The 23702-nt window shown below is 42.2% G+C and carries 1 protein-coding gene; it reads left to right on the top strand.

What is annotated here, in order from left to right:
* Positions 1 to 187: 187 nt before the first annotated feature.
* Complete coding sequence (locus C9I86_RS20010) at positions 188 to 23653, top strand: retention module-containing protein (RefSeq protein WP_158258915.1); 23466 nt, start codon at positions 188 to 190, stop codon at positions 23651 to 23653.
* The last annotated feature ends 49 nt before the right edge of the window (positions 23654 to 23702 follow it).

Here is a 23702-nt window from a genome sequence, read left to right as displayed (position 1 = left end):
AATTAAGACTAATGATAAGCTGCCAAAGTATTGACGTAAAGTTGTTTTTTATGTCCAAGTATACAATAACTGTATGATTGCTTTAGTTATATGAATAATTAACGATAATTTAAACATATTAATGTTGATTTCAAATTATGCAGTTTGATTGTTATGCCATCAGGAATTCTAAAGGTTGGGCGTTTTCATGACTAAAAATGATAATAATAAAGTTGAAGAGTTTAAACTTATTGATGGAGGCGGTTTTGTTCTTCAGCCAAATCAACAGCCTATCCCTATTGTTGATTCACATACTCTTCAAGCCAATGAAGTTATTGTCACCAATCGTGACGCCAAATTTATTTTAATTAAAGATGGTATAGAACAAGTTGTTAACTTTCCTTGCCCTAGTTGCACTGTATTAACGCCAAAGGGTGTTGAAACCGTTGAATTAGATAATAGTCTAACTTTTAATGGAGAGGCGAAAGAAGGTACATCATTTTCTGTTGATGATATTACAGCATTACAAAATGCTATTTTAGCAGGGCAAGATCCGACAGAATTGTTTGAAGCACCAGCTGCGGGTAACGAGAGTGCCGCTGGTAATGTGGGATTAAATGGTTCATCAGCAACCTCCAGCTTTATTACAATCAATTACGATAATGATGCTGTATTAGCTAAAGCTGGTTTTGATACAGCGTATGATCCTCAGCGTAATATCCAAGCTATCGATCCAAATGCTATTTTAGCGGCTGATGGCGGTGAAGTTGGTGTGATGACTGTTGTGGAGGGTGATTTGTCTCCATTAGCAGGCGAACAAGGGTACCCTGTTCAGACCTCAATATCTATTGCTGTTGAAGCAGCAACTCTTCCTCTTGATACTGCTTCTTTTATTTTTGACCCTCTTACTATTAATTCTCTACTTTCTGAACTTAATAATGAAATTACGGCTGGTGGTGAAGCGGTTAGTTTTATTTATGACACTCAATCAAATTCAATTATTGGTACGCTTAATGGCGAAACCGTAATGTCAATTACTTTGAATGCCACTTCTGAAAATGGGCGAGATGTCAGCGTTAATATTACGACAACGATTAATCAACCGATTGATCATGTTGGAGGTAATGGCAGTGGGTTGGTCTCACATGACGGTGATATTGTTACAGTTGATGTATCGATTCAGGGGACAGATTCAAATGGCAACCTACTTGATAAATCTATTAATGTTGATATCACTATCAAGGATGGTACCAACCCAGAATTTGGTACCGATAGTGGCACTACCATTGATGAAACGACTCAACAAGGGCAAGTCATCCATGGCGATGTGCCGCTTGATATTGGCTCTGATGCTATTCACCACATTGATTTCAATGCCGACCAACCAAGTCTTCAAGGTATTACTAGTAACGGTGAGGCGACGAGTTTCAGCGTGAATGGCAACGTATTAACGGTTGTTGATAGTGATAATAAGCCAGTGATGGTGGTGACTATCGCAACGGATGGTTCGTACACTGTTGAAGTCACAGGCTCGATTGATCAATCAGCGAGTGATGTTGTTAATCTGAACTTGGGTGTGACGGCCACCGATAACGATGGCGATACCACTAACGGTCAAGTGGTGATTGATATTACCGATGGCGCAGACGCGGGTGGTAATGAGCACGGTGACATCACCATTACTGAAGGTGATTTAACCCCACAAGGCAGCGAACAAGGCTATCCAGTATCGGGTAACACTACGGTTGTGATTGAGGCGGGTGCAGACCGTCTTGATCCAAGTAAAGTAACCATCGATCCAAAACAATTAACCACGTTAATTAGCGAATTAGAATCAGAGTTAACCACGGGCAATAATGAAGCAATTAGCTTTCATTATGATGCTGCAACAGGCGTATTAATTGGTAGCACGGCGGCAGGTGAGCAGGTTGTAACGGTATCATTGGATGCGGTACAAGCGGCGAATGGTCACGATATCGATGTAAAAGTGACCATCATTCAAGAAAAACCATTAAATCACACCGACAGTGGTGTGGATGGTTTAGTCGATAGCATTAACGATCAGATCACCATTGATGTGCCGATTCAGGCGCAAGACACTGATGGCGATTGGTTACAAAAGCCTGCCAATGTTGATATCACTATCAAGGATGGCGTCAACCCCGAATTTGGTACCGATAGCGGCACCACCATTGATGAAACGACTCAACAAGGGCAACTCATCCATGGCGATGTGCCGCTTGATGTTGGCTCCGATGCTATTCACCACATTGATTTCAATGCCGACCAACCAAGTCTTCAAGGTATTACTAGTAACGGTGAGGCGACAAGCTTTAGCGTAAATGGCAACGTATTAATGGTTGTTGATAGTGATAATAAATCGGTGATGGTGGTGACTATCGCAATAGATGGTTCGTACACCGTTGAAGTCACAGGCCCGATAGATCAGTCAGCGAGTGATGTTGTTAATCTGAACTTGGGTGTGACAGCCACTGATAATGATGGCGATACCACTAACGGTCAAGTGGTGATTGATATTACCGATGGCGCAGACGCGGGTGGTAATGAGCACGGTGACATCACCATCACTGAAGGTGATTTAACCCCTCAAACAGGTGAGCAAGGTTATCCTGTTTCAGGCTCTACAACAGTAGTAATTGAAGCCGGAGCTGACCGTCTTGATCCAAGTAAAGTAACCATCGATCCAAAACAATTAACGCAATTAATTGGCGAATTAGAGTCAGAGCTTACCACTGGCAATAATGAAGCGATCAGCTTCCATTATGATGCTGCAACAGGCGCATTAATTGGCAGTACCGCAATGGGTGAGCCAGTTGTGACGGTATCATTGGATGCGGTACAAGCGGCGAATGGTCACGATATCGATGTAAAAGTGACTATCACTCAAGAAAAACCGTTGAACCATGTAGATAATGGCAACCAAGGTTTAGTTGATAGCGTTAATGATCAGATCACCATTGATGTACCTATTCAGGCGCAAGACACTGATGGCGATTGGTTACAAAAGCCGGCCAATGTCGATATTACTATCAAGGATGGCGTCAACCCCGAATTTGGTACCGATAGCGGCACTACCATTGATGAAACGACTCAACAAGGGCAACTCATCCATGGCAATGTGCCTCTTGATGTTGGCTCCGATGCTATTCACCACATTGATTTCAATGCCGACCAACCAAGTCTTCAAGGTATTACTAGTAACGGTGAGGCGACAAGCTTTAGCGTAAATGGCAACGTATTAATGGTTGTTGATAGTGATAATAAATCGGTGATGGTGGTGACTATCGCAATAGATGGTTCGTACACCGTTGAAGTCACAGGCCCGATAGATCAATCAGCGAGTGATGTTGTTAATCTGAACTTGGGTGTGACAGCCACCGATAACGATGGCGATACCACTAACGGTCAAGTGGTGATTGATATTACCGATGGCGCTGACGCGGGTGGTAATGAGCACGGTGACATCATCATCACTGAAGGTGATTTAACCCCTCAAACTGGTGAGCAAGGTTATCCTGTTTCAGGCTCTACAACAGTAGTAATTGAAGCCGGAGCTGACCGTCTTGATCCAAGTAAAGTAACCATCGATCCAAAACAATTAACGCAATTAATTGGCGAATTAGAGTCAGAGCTTACCACTGGCAATAATGAAGCGATCAGCTTCCATTATGATGCTGCAACAGGCGCATTAATTGGTAGTACCGCAACGGGTGAGCCAGTTGTGACGGTGTCATTGGATGCGGTACAAGCGGCGAATGGTCACGATATCGATGTAAAAGTGACTATCACTCAAGAAAAACCGTTGAACCATGTAGATAATGGCAACCAAGGTTTAGTCGATAGCATCAACGATCAGATCACCATTGATGTACCTATTCAGGCGCAAGATACTGATGGCGATTGGTTACAAAAGCCGGCCAATGTCGATATTACTATCAAGGATGGCGTCAACCCCGAATTTGGTACCGATAGTGGCACTACCATTGATGAAACGACTCAACAAGGGCAAGTCATCCATGGCGATGTGCCGCTTGATATTGGCTCTGATGCTATTCACCACATTGATTTCAATGCCGACCAACCAAGTCTTCAAGGTATTACTAGTAACGGTGAGGCGACGAGTTTCAGCGTGAATGGCAACGTATTAACGGTTGTTGATAGTGATAATAAGCCAGTGATGGTGGTGACTATCGCAACGGATGGTTCGTACACTGTTGAAGTCACAGGCTCGATTGATCAATCAGCGAGTGATGTTGTTAATCTGAACTTGGGTGTGACGGCCACTGATAACGATGGTGATACCACTAACGGTCAAGTGGTGATTGATATTACCGATGGCGCTGACGCGGGTGGTAATGAGCACGGTGACATCACCATTACTGAAGGTGATTTAACCCCACAAGGCAGCGAACAAGGCTATCCAGTCTCGGGTAACACGACGGTTGTGATTGAGGCGGGTGCAGACCGTTTAGATCCAAGTAAAGTAACCATCGATCCAAAACAATTAACCACGTTAATTAGCGAATTAGAATCAGAGTTAACCACGGGCAATAATGAAGCGATCAGCTTCCATTATGATGCTGCAACAGGCGCATTAATTGGTAGCACTGCCGCAGGTGAGCCGGTTGTGACGGTATCATTGGATGCGGTACAAGCGGCTAATGGCCATGATATCGATGTAAAAGTGACCATCACTCAAGAAAAATCATTAAATCATACCGACAGTGGTGTGGATGGTTTAGTGGATAGCATTAACGATCAGATCACCATTGATGTACCTATTCAAGTGCAAGACACTGATGGTGACTGGCTACAAAAGCCTGCCAATGTTGATATTACTATCAAGGATGGTGTTAACCCAGAATTTGGTACCGATAGCGGCATCACCATTGATGAAACTACTCAACAAGGGCAAGTTATTCATGGCGATGTGCCACTTGATGTTGGCTCTGATGCTATTCACCACATTGATTTTAATGCCAATCAGCCGAGTTTAAATACAATCACCAGTAACGGTGAAGCAACAACATTTACAGTTTCAGGTAATGTTCTGACTGTTGTTGATAGTGATAATAAACCTGTGATGGTGGTGACTATCGCAATAGATGGTTCGTACACCGTTGAAGTCACAGGCCCGATAGATCAATCAACAAATGATGTTGTTAATCTGAATTTGGGTGTAATGGCCACCGATAACGATGGCGATACCACCAACGGTCAAGTGGTGATTGATATTACCGATGGCGCTGACGCGGGTGGTAATGAGCACGGTGAAATCACCATTACTGAAGGCGATTTAACCCCTCAAACAGGTGAGCAAGGTTATCCTGTTTTAGGCTCTACGACAGTAGTAATTGAAGCCGGGGCTGACCGTTTAGATCCCACCAAGGTCACTATCGATCCAAAACAATTAACCACGTTAATTAGCGAATTAGAATCAGAGTTAACCACGGGCAATAATGAAGCAATTAGCTTTCATTATGATGCTGCAACAGGCGTATTAATTGGTAGCACGGCGGCAGGTGAGCTGGTTGTAACGGTATCATTGGATGCGGTACAAGCGGCGAATGGTCACGATATCGATGTAAAAGTGACCATCATTCAAGAAAAACCATTAAATCACACCGACAGTGGTGTGGATGGTTTAGTCGATAGCGTTAATGATCAGATCACCATTGATGTGCCGATTCAGGCGCAAGACACTGATGGCGATTGGTTACAAAAGCCTGCCAATGTTGATATCACGATTAAAGACGGTGCAAACCCAGAATTTGGTACCGATAGCGGCACTACCATTGATGAAACGACTCAACAAGGGCAACTCATCCATGGCGATGTGCCACTCGATGTTGGTTCTGATGCTATTCAGCACATTGATTTTAATGCCGATCAGCCGAGTTTAAATACAATCACCAGTAATGGTGAGGCAACAACATTTACAGTTTCAGGTAATGTTCTGACTGTTATTGATAGTGATAATAAACCTGTGATGGTGGTGACTATCGCAATAGATGGTTCGTACACCGTTGAAGTCACAGGCCCGATAGATCAATCAGCGAGTGATGTTGTTAATCTGAACTTGGGTGTGACGGCCACTGATAACGATGGTGATACCACTAACGGTCAAGTGGTGATTGATATTACCGATGGCGAAGACGCGGGTGGTAATGAGCACGGTGAAATCACCATTACTGAAGGTGATTTAACCCCACAAGGTAGCGAACAAGGCTATCCAGTCTCGGGTAACACTACGGTTGTGATTGAAGCGGGTGCTGACCGTTTAGATCCAAGTAAAGTAACCATCGATCCAAAACAATTAACCACGTTAATTAGCGAATTAGAATCAGAGTTAACCACGGGCAATAATGAAGCAATTAGCTTTCATTATGATGCTGCAACAGGCGTATTAATTGGTAGCACGGCGGTAGGTGAGCTGGTTGTAACGGTATCATTGGATGCGGTACAAGCAGCTAATGGTCACGATATCGATGTAAAAGTGACTATCACTCAAGAAAAACCATTAAATCATACCGACAGTGGTGTGGATGGTTTAGTCGATAGCATTAACGATCAGATCACCATTGATGTGCCGATTCAGGCGCAAGACACTGATGGTGATTGGTTACAAAAGCCTGCCAATGTTGATATCACGATTAAAGACGGTGCAAACCCAGAATTTGGTACCGATAGCGGCACCACCATTGATGAAACGACTCAACAAGGGCAACTCATCCATGGCGATGTGCCGCTTGATATTGGCTCTGATGCTATTCACCACATTGATTTCAATGCCGACCAACCGAGTGTAAATACAATCACCAGTAACGGTGAAACAACAACATTTACGGTTTCAGGTAATGTTCTTACTGTTGTTGATAGTGATAATAAGCCAGTAATGGTGGTGACTATCGCAACGGATGGTTCGTACACCGTTGAAGTCACAGGCCCGATTGATCAATCAGCGAATGATGTTGTTAATCTGAACTTGGGTGTGACGGCCACTGATAACGATGGCGATACCACTAACGGTCAAGTGGTGATTGATATTACCGATGGCGCAGACGCGGGTGGTAATGAGCACGGTGAAATCGCCATTACTGAAGGTGATTTAACCCCACAAGGTAGCGAACAAGGCTATCCGGTTTCAGGTGATACGACGGTTGTGATTGAGGCGGGTGCAGACCGTCTTGATCCAAGTAAAGTGACTATCGATCCAAAACAATTAACCACGTTAATTAGCGAATTAGAATCAGAGTTAACCACGGGCAATAATGAAGCGATCAGCTTCCATTATGATGCTGCAACAGGCGTATTAATTGGCAGTACCGCAAGGGGTGAGCCAGTTGTGACGGTGTCATTGGATGCGGTACAAGCAGCTAATGGTCACGATATCGATGTAAAAGTGACCATCATTCAAGAAAAACCATTAAATCACACCGACAGTGGTGTGGATGGTTTAGTCGATAGCATTAACGATCAGATCACCATTGATGTGCCGATTCAGGCGCAAGACACTGATGGTGATTGGTTACAAAAGCCTGCCAATGTTGATATCACGATTAAAGACGGTGCAAACCCAGAATTTGGTACCGATAGCGGCATCACCATTGATGAAACTACTCAACAAGGGCAAGTTATTCATGGCGATGTGCCGCTTGATGTTGGCTCTGATGCTATTCACCACATTGATTTTAATGCCGATCAGCCGAGTTTAAATATAATCACCAGTAATGGTGAGGTAACAACATTTACAGTTTCAGGTAATGTTCTGACTGTTGTTGATAGTGATAATAAACCTGTGATGGTGGTGACTATCGCAATAGATGGTTCGTACACCGTTGAAGTCACAGGCCCGATAGATCAATCAGCGAGTGATGTTGTTAATCTGAACTTGGGTGTGACAGCCACTGATAACGATGGTGATACCACCAACGGTCAAGTGGTGATTGATATTACCGATGGCGCAGACGCGGGTGGTAATGAGCACGGTGAAATCACCATTACTGAAGGTGATTTAACCCCACAAGGTAGCGAACAAGGCTATCCTGTTTCGGGGAACACGACGGTTGTGATTGAGGCGGGTGCAGACCGTCTTGACCCAAGTAAAGTGACCATCGATCCAAAACAATTAACCACGTTAATTAGCGAATTAGAATTAGAGTTAACCACGGGCAATAATGAAGCAATTAGCTTTCATTATGATGCTGCAACAGGCGTATTAATTGGTAGTACCGCAACGGGTGAGCCAGTTGTGACGGTGTCATTGGATGCGGTACAAGCAGCTAATGGTCACGATATCGATGTAAAAGTGACCCTCACTCAAGAAAAACCGTTGAACCATGTAGATAATGGCAACCAAGGTTTAGTTGATAGCGTTAATGATCAGATCACCATTGATGTACCTATTCAGGCGCAAGACACTGATGGCGATTGGTTACAAAAGCCTGCCAATGTTGATATCACTATCAAGGATGGCGCTAACCCCGAATTTGGTACTGATACGGGTACCCGCATTGATGAAACCACCCAAAATGGTCAGGTTATTACAGGTGATGTGCCACTTGATGTTGGCTCCGATGCTATTCACCACATTGATTTCAATGCCGACCAACCAAGTCTTCAAGGTATTACTAGTAACGGTGAGGTGACAAGCTTTAGCGTGAATGGCAACGTATTAATGGTTGTTGATAGTGATAATAAACCGGTGATGGTGGTGACTATCGCAATAGATGGTTCGTACACCGTTGAAGTCACAGGCCCGATAGATCAATCAGCGAGTGATGTTGTTAATCTGAACTTGGGTGTGACGGCCACTGATAACGATGGTGATACCACTAACGGTCAAGTGGTGATTGATATTACCGATGGCGAAGACGCTGGTGGTAATGAGCACGGTGAAATCACCATTACTGAAGGTGATTTAACCCCACAAGGTAGCGAACAAGGCTATCCAGTCTCGGGTAACACTACGGTTGTGATTGAAGCGGGTGCTGACCGTTTAGATCCAAGTAAAGTAACCATCGATCCAAAACAATTAACCACGTTAATTAGCGAATTAGAATCAGAGTTAACCACGGGCAATAATGAAGCAATTACCTTTCATTATGATGCTGCAACAGGCGTATTAATTGGTAGCACGGCGGTAGGTGAGCTGGTTGTAACGGTATCATTGGATGCGGTACAAGCAGCTAATGGTCACGATATCGATGTAAAAGTGACTATCACTCAAGAAAAACCATTAAATCATACCGACAGTGGTGTGGATGGTTTAGTCGATAGCATTAACGATCAGATCACCATTGATGTGCCGATTCAGGCGCAAGACACTGATGGTGATTGGTTACAAAAGCCTGCCAATGTTGATATCACGATTAAAGACGGTGCAAACCCAGAATTTGGTACCGATAGCGGCATCACCATTGATGAAACTACTCAACAAGGGCAAGTTATTCATGGCGATGTGCCGCTTGATGTTGGCTCTGATGCTATTCACCACATTGATTTTAATGCCGATCAGCCGAGTTTAAATATAATCACCAGTAATGGTGAGGTAACAACATTTACAGTTTCAGGTAATGTTCTGACTGTTGTTGATAGTGATAATAAGCCAGTGATGGTGGTGACTATCGCAACGGATGGTTCGTACACCGTTGAAGTCACAGGCCCGATTGATCAATCAGCGAGTGATGTTGTTAATCTGAACTTGGGTGTGACGGCCACTGATAACGATGGCGATACCACCAACAGTCAAGTGGTGATTGATATCACCGATGGCGCAGATGCGGGGGGTAATGAGCACGGTGACATCACCATTACTGAAGGCGATTTAACCCCTCAAACTGGTGAGCAAGGCTATCCTGTTTCAGGCTCTACGACAGTAGTAATTGAAGCCGGGGCTGACCGTTTAGATCCCACCAAGGTCACTATCGATCCAAAACAATTAACCACATTAATTAGCGAATTAGAATCCGAGTTAACCACGGGTAATAATGAAGCGATCAGCTTCCATTATGATGCTGCAACAGGCGTATTAATCGGTAGCACTGCCGCAGGAGAGCCAGTTGTGACGGTATCATTGGATGCGGTACAAGCGGCTAATGGTCATGATATCGATGTCAAAGTGACCATCACTCAAGAAAAACCATTAAATCATACCGACAGTGGTGTGGATGGTTTAGTCGATAGCACCAACGATCAGATCACCATTGATGTGCCGATTCAGGCGCAAGATACTGATGGCGACTGGTTACAAAATCCTGCCAATGTTGATATCACTATCAAGGATGGCGCCAACCCAGAATTTGGTACCGATAGCGGCACCACTATTGATGAAACGACTCAGCAAGGGCAAGTCATCCATGGCGATGTGCCGCTTGATGTTGGCTCTGATGCTATTCAACACATTGATTTCAATGCCGACCAACCAAGTCTTCAAGGTATGACTAGTAACGGTGAGGCGACGAGCTTCAGCGTGAATGGCAACGTACTAACGGTTGTTGATAGTAATAATAAGCCAGTGATGGTGGTGACTATCGCAACGGATGGTTCGTACACCGTTGAAGTCACTGGCCCGATTGATCAATCAACGAGTGATGTTGTTAATCTGAACTTGGGTGTGACGGCCACCGATAACGACGGCGATACCACTAACGGTCAAGTGGTGATTGATATTACCGATGGCGCAGACGCGGGGGGTAATGAACACGGTGACATCACCATCACTGAAGGTGATTTAACCCCACAAGGCAGCGAACAAGGCTATCCGGTTTCAGGCTCTACGACAGTAGTGATTGAAGCGGGGGCTGACCGTCTTGATCCAAGTAAAGTGACCATCGATCCAAAACAATTAACCACGTTAATTAGCGAATTAGAGTCAGAGTTAACCACGGGTAATAATGAAGCGATCAGCTTCCATTATGACGCTGCAACAGGTGTATTAATCGGTAGCACTGCGGCAGATGAGCCAGTTGTGACGGTGTCATTGGATGCGGTGCAAGCGGTGAATGGTCATGATATCGATGTAAAAGTGACCATCACTCAAGAAAAATCATTAAATCACACCGACAGTGGTGTGGATGGTTTAGTGGATAGCATTAACGATCAGATCACCATTGATGTACCTATTCAAGCGCAAGACACTGATGGCGATTGGTTACAAAAGCCTGCCAATGTTGATATCACTATCAAGGATGGTGCTAACCCAGAATTTGGTACCGATAGTGGCACCACCATTGATGAAACGACTCAACAAGGGCAAGTCATCCATGGCGATGTGCCGCTTGATGTTGGCTCTGATGCTATCCATCACATTGATTTTAATGCTGACCAACCGAGTTTAAATACAATCACCAGTAACGGTGAAGCAACAACATTTACGGTTTCAGGTAATGTTCTGACTGTTATTGATAGTGATAATAAGCCAGTGATGGTGGTGACTATCGGAACGGATGGTTCGTACACCGTTGAAGTCACAGGCCCGATTGATCAAAACGATGCTGATATTGCCAACATTAACCTAGGCGTGACGGCGACCGATAACGATGGTGATACCACCAACGATCAAGTGGTGATTGATATTACCGATGGCGCTGACGCGGGGGGTAATGAGCACGGTGACATCACCATTACTGAAGGCGATTTAACCCCTCAAACTGGTGAGCAAGGCTATCCTGTTTCGGGGAACACGACGGTTGTGATTGAGGCGGGGGTAGATCGTCTTGACCCAAGTAAAGTGACCATCGATCCAAAACAATTAACCACGTTAATTAGCGAATTAGAATCCGAGTTAACCACGGACAATCATGAAGCGATCAGCTTCCATTATGATGCTGCAACGGGCGTATTAATCGGTAACACGGTGACAGGTGAGCCGGTTGTGACGGTGTCGTTGGATGCGGTACAAGCAGCGAATGGTCACGATATCGATGTGAAAGTGACCATCATTCAAGAAAAACCATTAAATCATGTAGATAATGGCAACCAAGGTTTAGTTGATAGCATCAACGATCAGATCACCATTGATGTGCCGATTCAGGCGCAAGACACTGATGGCGACTGGTTACAAAAGCCTGCCAATGTTGATATCACTATCAAGGATGGCGCTAACCCAGAATTTGGTACCGATAGCGGCACCACCATTGATGAAACGACTCAACAAGGGCAACTCATCCATGGCGATGTGCCGCTTGATATTGGCTCTGATGCTATTCACCACATTGATTTCAATGCCGACCAACCGAGTGTAAATACAATCACCAGTAACGGTGAAGCAACAACATTTACGGTTTCAGGTAATGTTCTTACTGTTGTTGATAGTGATAATAAGCCAGTAATTGTGGTGACTATCGCAACGGATGGTTCGTACACCGTTGAAGTCACAGGCCCGATTGATCAATCAGCGAATGATGTTGTTAATCTGAACTTGGGTGTGACGGCCACTGATAACGATGGTGATACCACTAACGGTCAAGTGGTGATTGATATTACCGATGGCGCAGACGCGGGAGGTAATGAGTACGGTGACATCACCATTACTGAAGGTGATTTAACCCCACAAGGTAGCGAACAAGGCTATCCAGTCTCGGGTAACACGACGATTGTGATTGAAGCGGGTGCTGACCGTTTAGATCCAAGTAAAGTAACCATCGATCCAAAACAATTAACCACGTTAATTAGCGAATTAGAATCAGAGTTAACCACGGGCAATAATGAAGCAATAAGTTTCCATTATGACGCTGCAACGGGCGTATTAATCGGTAACACGGCGGCAGGTGAGCCTGTTGTGACGGTGTCATTGGATGCGGTACAAGCGGCGAATGGTCACGATATCGATGTAAAAGTGACTATCACTCAAGAAAAACCGTTGAACCATGTAGATAATGACAACCAAGGTTTAGTTGATAGTATCAACGATCAGATCACCATTGATGTGCCGATTCAGGCGCAAGACACTGATGGCGACTGGTTACAAAAGCCTGCCAATGTTGATATCACGATTAAAGACGGCGCTAACCCAGAATTTGGTACCGATAGCGGCACCACCATTGATGAAACGACTCAACAAGGGCAACTCATCCATGGCGATGTGCCGCTTGATATTGGCTCTGATGCTATCCATCACATTGATTTCAATGCCGACCAACCGAGTGTAAATACAATCACTAGTAACGGTGAAGCAACAATATTTACGGTTTCAGGTAATGTTCTTACTGTTGTTGATAGTGATAATAAGCCAGTAATGGTGGTGACTATCGCAACGGATGGTTCGTACACCGTTGAAGTCACAGGCCCGATTGATCAATCAGCGAATGATGTTGTTAATCTGAACTTGGGTGTGACGGCCACTGATAACGATGGCGATACCACTAACGGTCAAGTGGTGATTGATATTACCGATGGCGCAGACGCGGGTGGTAATGAGCACGGTGACATCGCCATTACTGAAGGTGATTTAACCCCACAAGGTAGCGAACAAGGCTATCCAGTCTCGGGTAACACGACGATTGTGATTGAAGCGGGTGCTGACCGTTTAGATCCAAGTAAAGTAACCATCGATCCAAAACAATTAACCACGTTAATTGGCGAATTAGAATCAGAGTTAACCACGGGCAATAATGAAGCGATCAGCTTCCATTATGATGCTGCAACAGGCGTATTAATTGGTAGCACTGCCGCAGGTGAGTCAGTTATGACGGTGTCATTGGATGCGGTACAAGCGGCGAATGGTCACGATATCGATGTAAAAGTGACTATCACTCAAGAAAAACCGTTGAATCATGTAGATAATGGCAACCAAGGTTTAGTTGATAGCATCAACGATCAGATCACCATTGATGTACCTATTCAGGCGCAAGATACTGATGGCGACTGGTTACAAAAGCCTGCCAATGTTGATATCACGATTAAAGACGGTGCAAACCCAGAATTTGGTATTGATAGCGGTACCACTATTGTCGAAACCGAAACAGGGACAACAGCCAATGGTAAAATAGCGCTTGATGTTGGCTCTGATAATATCGCTCATATTGATTTTCAGATATCTCAACCATCACTAGATGGCATTCTATCGAATAATCAGGCCACTCGTTATGTTGTTGATGGTAACGAAATTCATGTCGTCATTGATGGTGGTACTAATGATGGTGAAGCGGTACTGACTATTACTATTGGTAATGATGGCCATTATATCGTTGAACAACATCAACCTATTGAACAAAATAATGCAGCAGGTGACAGTGTCAATATTGAGCTTAGTGTTGTTGCAACTGATGATGATGGTGATATTAGCAATACGGGTCAATTAGCGATCCATATTAAGGATGGTCTAAACCCAACAGGTGAAGGCGTTCAAGCCAATATTACTATTACAGAAGGGGATTTAGAAAACCCTCGCCCAGGAAAAGATTACCCTGTTGTTGGCTCCGGACAATTCACTGTTGATGCAACTGATGATGCCTTAGTCGCTAATTCGTTAACAATTACTGATAGTGTTAAGTCGACATTGTTAACCGAATTAAATGGCCTTACATCAGATGGTGAAACGTTAAGTTTTAATGTTGAGATTGGAGCGAATGGCGTCATTACCATAACGGGTGTAACCGCAACAGGTGGGCATGAGGCGGTATTGATTACGATGACACCATCATCATTAGCAAATGGTGATGTCAGTGTTGATACGACCATTCAACAATCATTACCGTTAGATCACTTACTCGCGAATGGTACATTTGTTGATGTTAGAGGCGGTAAGATTACTATTAATGTGCCTGTTCAAATGCAGGATACTGATGGTGATGCGTTAGAAAAACCTGTTGATGTAAACATTACAATTAAAGATGGTCAAAAACCGTCATTTGGACAAGATACTTCAGCAACCTTAGATGAAGGTACATCAGGTCAGGCAACAGGCTCTGGCTCAATTAATGTTGATACTGGAAGCGACCAAATAGAAAAAGTTTATTTTGGAAGTGAACAAGTATCATTAAATGGTTTAACCAGTAATGGTCATGTCACGATTTATCATGTAAGTGCTGACGGTACAAGTGTGATTGTTGTACTGCAAAGTGATCCGTCTCAGATTGTGATGGAAGTGAGTATTGATATTGACGGCCACTATACGGTTACCCAACAACAACCGATAGATCAAGTTGATGACGCGGTTGCTGACAATGAAATCATCAAGCTAGACGTCTATGCGCAAGATCATGATGGTGATGTTAGTAAGCCAGGCCAAATCACGATCAATATTCATGATGGTGAAAATGCTACAGGTGGTGAGACTGGCTCAATTACTATTACTGAAGGTGATTTAACGCCAACTGCTGATCAGCAAGGGTACCCAGTTTCAGGTGATGTTGATATTGTCGTAACGGCAGGGGTTGACCGACTTGATCCAACAACAGCAACCATAGATAACAGTAAACTTACATCATTGATTAATGAACTACAGTCAGAGCTAACGGCAGATAGTGCGCCAGTAAGCTTTGTTTATGATCATGCTAGCGGTGTTTTAACAGGTACTGCTAATGGTCAAATTGTGCTTACCGTTACAGTGACTGCGATACAAGCGGCAAACGGTCATGATGCTGATATTAAGGTATCTATTACTCAACATTCTCCGCTTGATCATAATGGTAGTGATAATGGTGGGTGGGTAAATGTTGATGGTGATAAGATCGTTATCGATGTTCCAGTTCAAGTTAAAGATACTGATGGTGACCTACTTACTCATGATGTTAATGCTCAAATTACTATTGAAGATGGCGCTGGCCCAGAGATCACTGCCGCACCTGCATTAACGGTTGAGGAAAGTGATTTAGCTTCTGGTTCGACCCCTTCGGGTGATGGTGAGTCTGCTTTTGGCGATATTATTGTTGATTCAGGCAGTGACTATATTTCAACTTATAAAGTTGATGTTAACTCTTTTAATCAACAAAATGACATAACCTCAAATGGAAATAAGATAACGTTATCACAATCAAGTGAAGGTACTTATCAAGGTATTGCTAATGGTAATGTTGTGTTTACTTATTACTTGCTACCAACAGGCCGTTATATCTTCCAGTTGCATGGCACCATCGATCACCCAACCCAAGGTGAAGATCAATTAACCATTGAAATACCTGTTTATGTTATTGATAACGATGGTGACCTGAGCGCGAGTGTTAATATTGATGTCACAATTAAAGATGATATTCCGACTGTTGAAAATGTAGTTTTAATTGCAGTAGAAAGTACGGCAGATCATATCAGTGACACCAATTATGGTTATGTTATTGATCAAACTGGCGCAGATGGAGCCCAAGTTACTTCTGTCACTATTAATGGTGACAAAATTGCGTTGAGTGATGATAACTTGAGTCATGACGGATACCATGAATTTGATGTTTATGATGGTAATCAATTACTAGGCCAGTTATTTATAAAGCCTGACGGTCAAACAATCTTTAGATCAAGTGCTGATCTTACTCATAGCCAAGAAGAAATTATTAAACAAATTGGCTTTGAAGTGACAGATGGAGATGGTGATACAGCTCAAGGTACCATCACTATCGAATTATCAGATCAAGATACTATTCTTCATACTGAGAATAGCATCGGTGAAGAAGACGATGGGCGTCACTCTACAGATCCAACCGATAATGTTGATCCAAGCCGGAGTGGTATTGCAATCAATATGACCATTGATGGTGGAGATAACGATCGTGGTGAACATGTTGGTACGGTAACTATTCAACCGCAAGCACAAGCACATGGTGTGTTTATGTATAACGGACAACCACTTACTGTTAATAGTGATGGTAGCGTTACCTTACCACCTAATGCCTTTACGGTTGATGATACCAACCCACCAGATGTGAAGTTTACCTTACAAGGTGTAACTTTTGTTCCTGATGCTGACTATTCAACTTCTGCCGCTGGAATAAAATTTGATGTAACAGCACAAATTAATACTACTGATGGTGGCAATCATCCGGTAATGAATGGCGAATTTTCTATTAACGTTCAAGGGATTGCTGATACACCTGTTTGGAATGCAAGTTCGGTTGATCATTATGTAACCACTGAAGATCAGAATAACGTTCTGCTTGATGTTGTGGCTGATTTACAAGACATGGATGGTTCAGAAAAGCTATTTTATTTCATTACCGTTCCTGTTGAATATCAAGATAAATGTACCTTAGAAATAGGAGGACAGTTATTAACAGAGACTTCACCAGGCTCTGGTATCTATAAAGTAACTGTAAATCAGATGGCTGCGGTTGAAGTAAATCCAGTCGATAACTTTAGTGGTGATATTAAGTTAACTATTCAAGCGCAAAGTAAAGAAAAGAGTAACTTTGTTGATGGACATCAATTTGCTGATTCGGCTGAAAAAACAGTTGTTATTAATGTTAATCCTGATGCTGATGATGGTGTGCTTAAAGTAACGCGAGTAGAAGCCAATGAAGATCAACGGATTGACTTATCAAGCCATATTAGTTTGGTCTCACTTGACGATAATACTGATAATTCTGAGCATTTATTCTTACAGATATCAGCTTTACCAGAAGGCGCTGTGCTGTATGTTAACGATCAGCTATTGACGCCAAATGCTGATGGGGTATATGAAATTGCATATCAAGATTTGAATGGCTTATCACTTCAGCCACCGTTAGATAGTAATGTTGATTTCAGTATTACTGTTAATGGGGTAGTACGTGATGTCGCACAAGTCACAGATGAAAATGGCAATATAACAACTGAAACCAGTGAAAAAGTGATTGGCCCTCAAACAATTGATGTTGCGTTGACTGGGGTGGTTGATCAGCCTGAAATTGTATCTGAAAACCCAGACTGGACGCCATTGGATGATGGTCGTGATGGTTTACAAACTACAATTAAAGAAGATGGCGAAGCTAAATTTGATTTTAAAGTCGTTTCTGGTGAGCATACTAATGCTGATGGTAATACCGATGGATCTGAAACGCTTAGTGTAATTATTTCAGGCATTCCAGAAGGGACTGAAATTTTTGATGCTGAGGGTAATCTACAGACATTGGTTTATGCTGGAGAGGATATTAACGGCCAGCCAATTTATCAAGTAAACCTCGATTCTTTAACTAATATTGTGATTAAGCCACCACAGAACAGTACTGAAGATATCAGCTTAGATGTCCGTACTGTTGTGACTGAAAATGATGGTGCGAGTGCTGAGTTTAACAGTGAATTGGTTATTCATATCACCCCTGAAATTGATGCTGCTGATTATACAACTGTATCTAAAGGGCTAGAAGATGAAGCAACAAACGTTAACTGGCAGCCTTCTCTTTCTGATACTCAAGAGCATATTACAGGGTTAGTTTTAAGCGGTTTACCTGCTGGTTATCAACTATTTATTGATGGAACACTATTAGCGAATGGTGGAACAGGTAATGTTGAACTTACGCCGCAACAATTACAAACATTACTGGATGGCGGTAAGCTTACGGTAACTGCACCTCATAATTCAGATCAAGATATTCAATTAACCTCGATGGTTACCGTATCTCAAACTGATGTTGATGGCGATAAAGAAACGGTGACAAAACAAGTTACTGGTACGTTAGATATTGATATAAAAGCAGTTGTTGAGCCTGATGGTAATATTGCTGTTGATGACAATGGTACATTTGTTACAACAATTGCGTCTGGTACAAATGGTGTTATTGATTTATCAGACGATGCGGATTCTGACGGTAAGATTGCGTGGGAAAATAATGATACTTCAAGTTCTGAAGTGATCACTCAAATCGTATTAGATCCTATTCCTGAAGGATTTGTGATCATTGGTGGTATTAATAATGGTGATGGTAGCTGGACTGTGCCGCAATCAGCTTTAAGTGGGTTGAAAATTATTGCACCAGAAGGTTATAACGATAAATTAGTCTTGAATATCAATGCGCTTGTTCAAGATATGAGTGATGACGGTGATGTCAGTAGTAAAGTTGACGAGAAAGGTACAATCACACTTGATTTTAGTGCTAATACTGAAAATCATGATGAAAAAGCAGCGGATATTATTGTTGATGAAAACTATATCGTAACGGGTGATGAAGATCATTCTATCGACCTCGGCCAGCAAATGATGGATCACATCGTTAAGGTGAGCACGGCAGATGGTGATCAGGTACATGATGAATTTACATTAGTGATTAATGCTAATGATTTACCTGCGGGGGCATCAATTTCTGGCGCTGAATTTAACCATGTTACTGGTGAGTATGTATTAAAAGTAGCGGTAGGTGCTGATGGTTCAGTTGATTTATCAAGTATCAAATTAAATTTACCAACAGACTATGCTGGTGATTTTAAGTTTAATGTTAAATATGTCACAACAGATACCGATAGTGGCGATTACATAACCAAGAATGACACTATTGCTGTGCAAGTTGCACCACAAGTTGATGGTCCTAAAGATGTAGCAATTACAGTTGTAGAAACTGATGGCTTAAACGCCGATAAGCAGCCGATCTCGACATCAGATGATAAGCAAGAGCAGGTATACGATAATATTGCTTACGAAGATGGCGATATTAAACTCGATCTTTCGATGAGTTTAAAAGATACCGATACATCTGAAACTGACGGTAAAGAAACGATACAGTCAGTAACACTGACATTAGCAAATACTGGTGATGGCGTGTTTATTGATGCTGATGGTAACGTGTTGGGCACATCAATTACGGTAGATCAAAGTCAGCTTGATAATATTCATTTTAAGCCAGCATTAGATCTTAGCGGTAAAGTTGATATTAATGTTAGTACGACTGTAATTGATACGGCTATTTATGATCAAACAACCGGTGCAACAGTAACTGATACGAAATCATTTGATAGTACGGTCAGTTTTGATGTTATTGCTGTGAATGATGAAATTAAATGGCAGGGTATTGATACACCGATTGTTGGTGATGAAGATACCGCTATTTCACTTGCAGGAATTAGTGGTTCTTTAGAAGATGTCGATGGATCAGAGCATATTGTTTCGATGAAATTAGAAAATGTGCCTGATGGCTTCATTATTGAAGGTGCCGTAAATAATGGTGGTGGTGTATGGACAATTACAGCATCAGGTGAAAGTTTTGATTTAAGTGATATTAAAGTACGACCACCACATGATTTCAGCGGTAAAGTTGATATTGATATTGTGGTCTATTCACAAGAGGCTTCATTAGATAAACCCGCGGAAAATCGTGAAACGATCACAATTGAGGTTAATCCAGTCGCCGATAAAGTGGATACTGATGTTGATCCAAATGCAAGCGGTGACGAAAATAGTCCAATTACGCTTGATTTGGGCATTAAAGCTTACGACGATCAAAAAACAATTAATAACCCAGAGGCAAATGTACATGAAAATGGTGCCGAATCATTACAAATCACTATTACTAATGTGCCAGATTCAAGTTCATTTACTCTTCCTGATGGCGTTGCTGGTAGTGCTGAAAAGCAACCAGATGGCTCATGGATTATTAAAGTAACGGGATCTGATCTTGATACCTTAATTTTCCATCCAGGCGACGCCAATAATCAAACAGTTATTGATGGCAATATTTGGAATGGCGACTTAAATCTAGATATCCGTGCGGTGGATAATGGCGTTGTTGGTACGGATAGTGTTGCTGTTGATAAAATTATTCATGTAGAAGTTACGCCAGATAATGATGCTCCAGTAAACCATCTGCCATCAGAACCATTAACGGTTGATGAAGATGCAACTTTAGTCATTAAAGACCTTCAAATTACTGATGTTGATAGTAATGATCATGGTGCCATTATGGACATGACCGTTACGTTAAGTGTTGAACATGGACAACTTGCTATTGCTGCAGGAGTTGATACATCTGGCCTAACGATTACTGATACTGGCGACGGTAAGTTGGTTATTAATGGTGATTTAACTTTAATTAACCAGCTATTAGATCAAGGTATTAACTATACTGGTGACAAAGATTTTAATGGTACTGATAGTCTTACCATGACGACTAACGATAATGGTAATTCAGGCGCAGGTGGTGCATTAACAGACACCGATAGTATTGATATCACAGTAACACCAGTTAACGACGCCCCAATTAACACTGTACCAGCACCATTTGATGTTAATGAAGATGACAACCATATTATTACTGGATTAAGCATTGCCGATGTAGATGCTAAAGAGAGTGGCACTTCAGGCCAAATGACGGTTGAACTCAATGTCGAGCATGGGCAGTTGTCAATCATTGCTGCAGATACTCAAGGGTTAATCATTACCGATAATGGTGATGGCAAGCTCGTGATAAGTGGTGATATTGATAAGATTAATACCTTGTTGGATGGCGGTGTTAAATACACTGGCGATGAAAATTTCAATGGTAGCGATCAGTTAACTATGACAACGTCGGATAACGGTAACGTGGGTAGCGGCGGTACATTAACAGATGTGAGTACTGTTGATATCACAGTAACACCTGTTAACGATGCACCAATAAATACCGTACCTGCACCATTTGATGTAAATGAAGATAGTAGCCATATTATTACTGGATTAAGCATTGCCGATGTTGATGCTAAAGAGAGTGGCACTTCAGGTCAGATGACGGTTGAACTCAATGTTGAGCATGGGCAGTTGTCAATCATTGCTGCAGATACTCAAGGGTTAACAATTACTGATAATGGTGATGGCAAACTCGTGATAAGTGGTGATATTGATAAGATTAATACCTTGTTAAACAGTGGTATTGAATACAGTGGTGATGAAAACTTTAATGGCAGCGATCAGCTAACAATGACAACGTCGGATAACGGTAATGTTGGCAGTGGTGGTACATTAACGGATGTGAGTACAGTTGATATTACTGTTGCAGCGGTAAACGATGCACCAGTTAATGAAGTACCAACGACTATCATGGCGAGTGAAGATACTGCGACGGTTGTAGATGGGCTTAAAGTGACAGATACAGACTTTAATGAGCTTGCCGGCAATAAAGCAATGTCAGTTACTTTAGCTGTGAATCATGGATCATTATCGATTTCTTTACCAGCAGGAAATGGCGTTGAAGTTATTGATGATGGTAGCGGTAATGTAGTACTAAAAGGCTCAATGGCGGACATTAATGTTGTGCTTGACAGCGGTGTAAGTTATACCGCCACTGAAAACTTTAGTGGTAATGATGAACTGACTATTACGACAGCAGACGGTGGTAATACTGGAACTGGTGGTAGTTTATCCACCACAAATAAAGTGAATATTACGGTAACGCCCAAAGCAGATACGCCATCATTAAGTTTAAGTGTTGATCATATTCAAACAGCAGCCATTCAAAGCTCATTAGGGACAATGTTGCCTTTGATTGGTTTAATTGCTGCAGCGGCAGCTGATGCTTCTGAAACACTGACTATCAAACTTAGTGATTTAGGCTCAGCTCAGGTTGTTGATAAAGCTGGCAATGTTATTGGTACCAATTTAGGCAATGGTGATTGGCAAATTACTGCGCAAGATCTGAATGATGTTTATATTAAAGATCTTACCCAAGGCACACACACTATCAGTATTGCTGCAGTATCGACTGAATCTGATGGTTCTCAAGCAATATCACCAGCAGTTAATATTGATGTCGTGGTTGATGACCTAAGTGCAACCAATAATATCATTGGTCAGAATAGTGCGTCGAATCAAGCTAACTTAGTGATTGATAGCACAGCACAAGCCACGCTGTTTGGTGGTGACGGCAATGATATTCTTGTGGGTGGTTTAGCGTCTGATATTTTAGTTGGCGGCCGAGGTGATGATATTCTGTGGGGAGGCGATCTTGATGGCCATGGCGATGGTGTTAAAGATACTTTCTTATGGTCTGAAGCTGATTTTGGTACAGTTAATGCGCCAGTAACTGACACTGTAATGGATTTTGAAGTCGGTATTGATACGATTAACCTTGGTGATGCGCTCGATAGTCAAAATATTCAATCTTTGGATGATCTCAATAATCGGTTGAATATTATTGAGCAACAGGGCAATACTGAAATTCAGATTTTTGATGACCAACATCAAGTAGTGCAAAACATCATATTGAATGGTATTAGCCATAATGATCTCTTTGGTAACAATGCAACTAGTATGTCTAATGAAGATAAATTAGGTTCGTTACTTAATAGCGGCAATCTTGAATTGAGCGATAATTTTGGTAATCAACAGGCCAATACCTTAACTGCTGATAATCAAGGTGAATCATTATTTGGTTTTGATGGTAATGATATTCTAGTTGCAGGGCAAGGTAACGATATTTTAACGGGTGGACATGGTGATGATGTATTTACATGGCATGAAACGTCGCTTTCTACTGTAGCAAATACTGATACCATTGCTGATTTTGAATTAGATAAAGATCAAATCAATATTCATGATTTACTGACTGATGATGAAAATGCTAGTTTAAAGATGGATGATCTATTAAGTCATGTGAGTGCTGATGTAGACAATAAAGGCAATGTTAATCTTGAAGTAAGTAGCCTTGACGGTAAATCACAACACATAGTGTTAGAAAATATTAACCCACAGAATGACTTAGGTTTAGCTGATGGTGCATCTTCTGCTGATATTGTGTCATCCTTATTTAACCATAATGCGTTTCATGTCGATAATAATAATTAACGACTAATTAACTTGAAAAAGCAGCTTTAATTAGCTGCTTTTTTATAAA

This window comes from Photobacterium sp. NCIMB 13483 (assembly GCF_003025475.1).
Classification (GTDB): Bacteria; Pseudomonadota; Gammaproteobacteria; order Enterobacterales; family Vibrionaceae; genus Photobacterium; species Photobacterium piscicola.
This window is presented reverse-complemented; position numbering and strand designations above follow the sequence as displayed.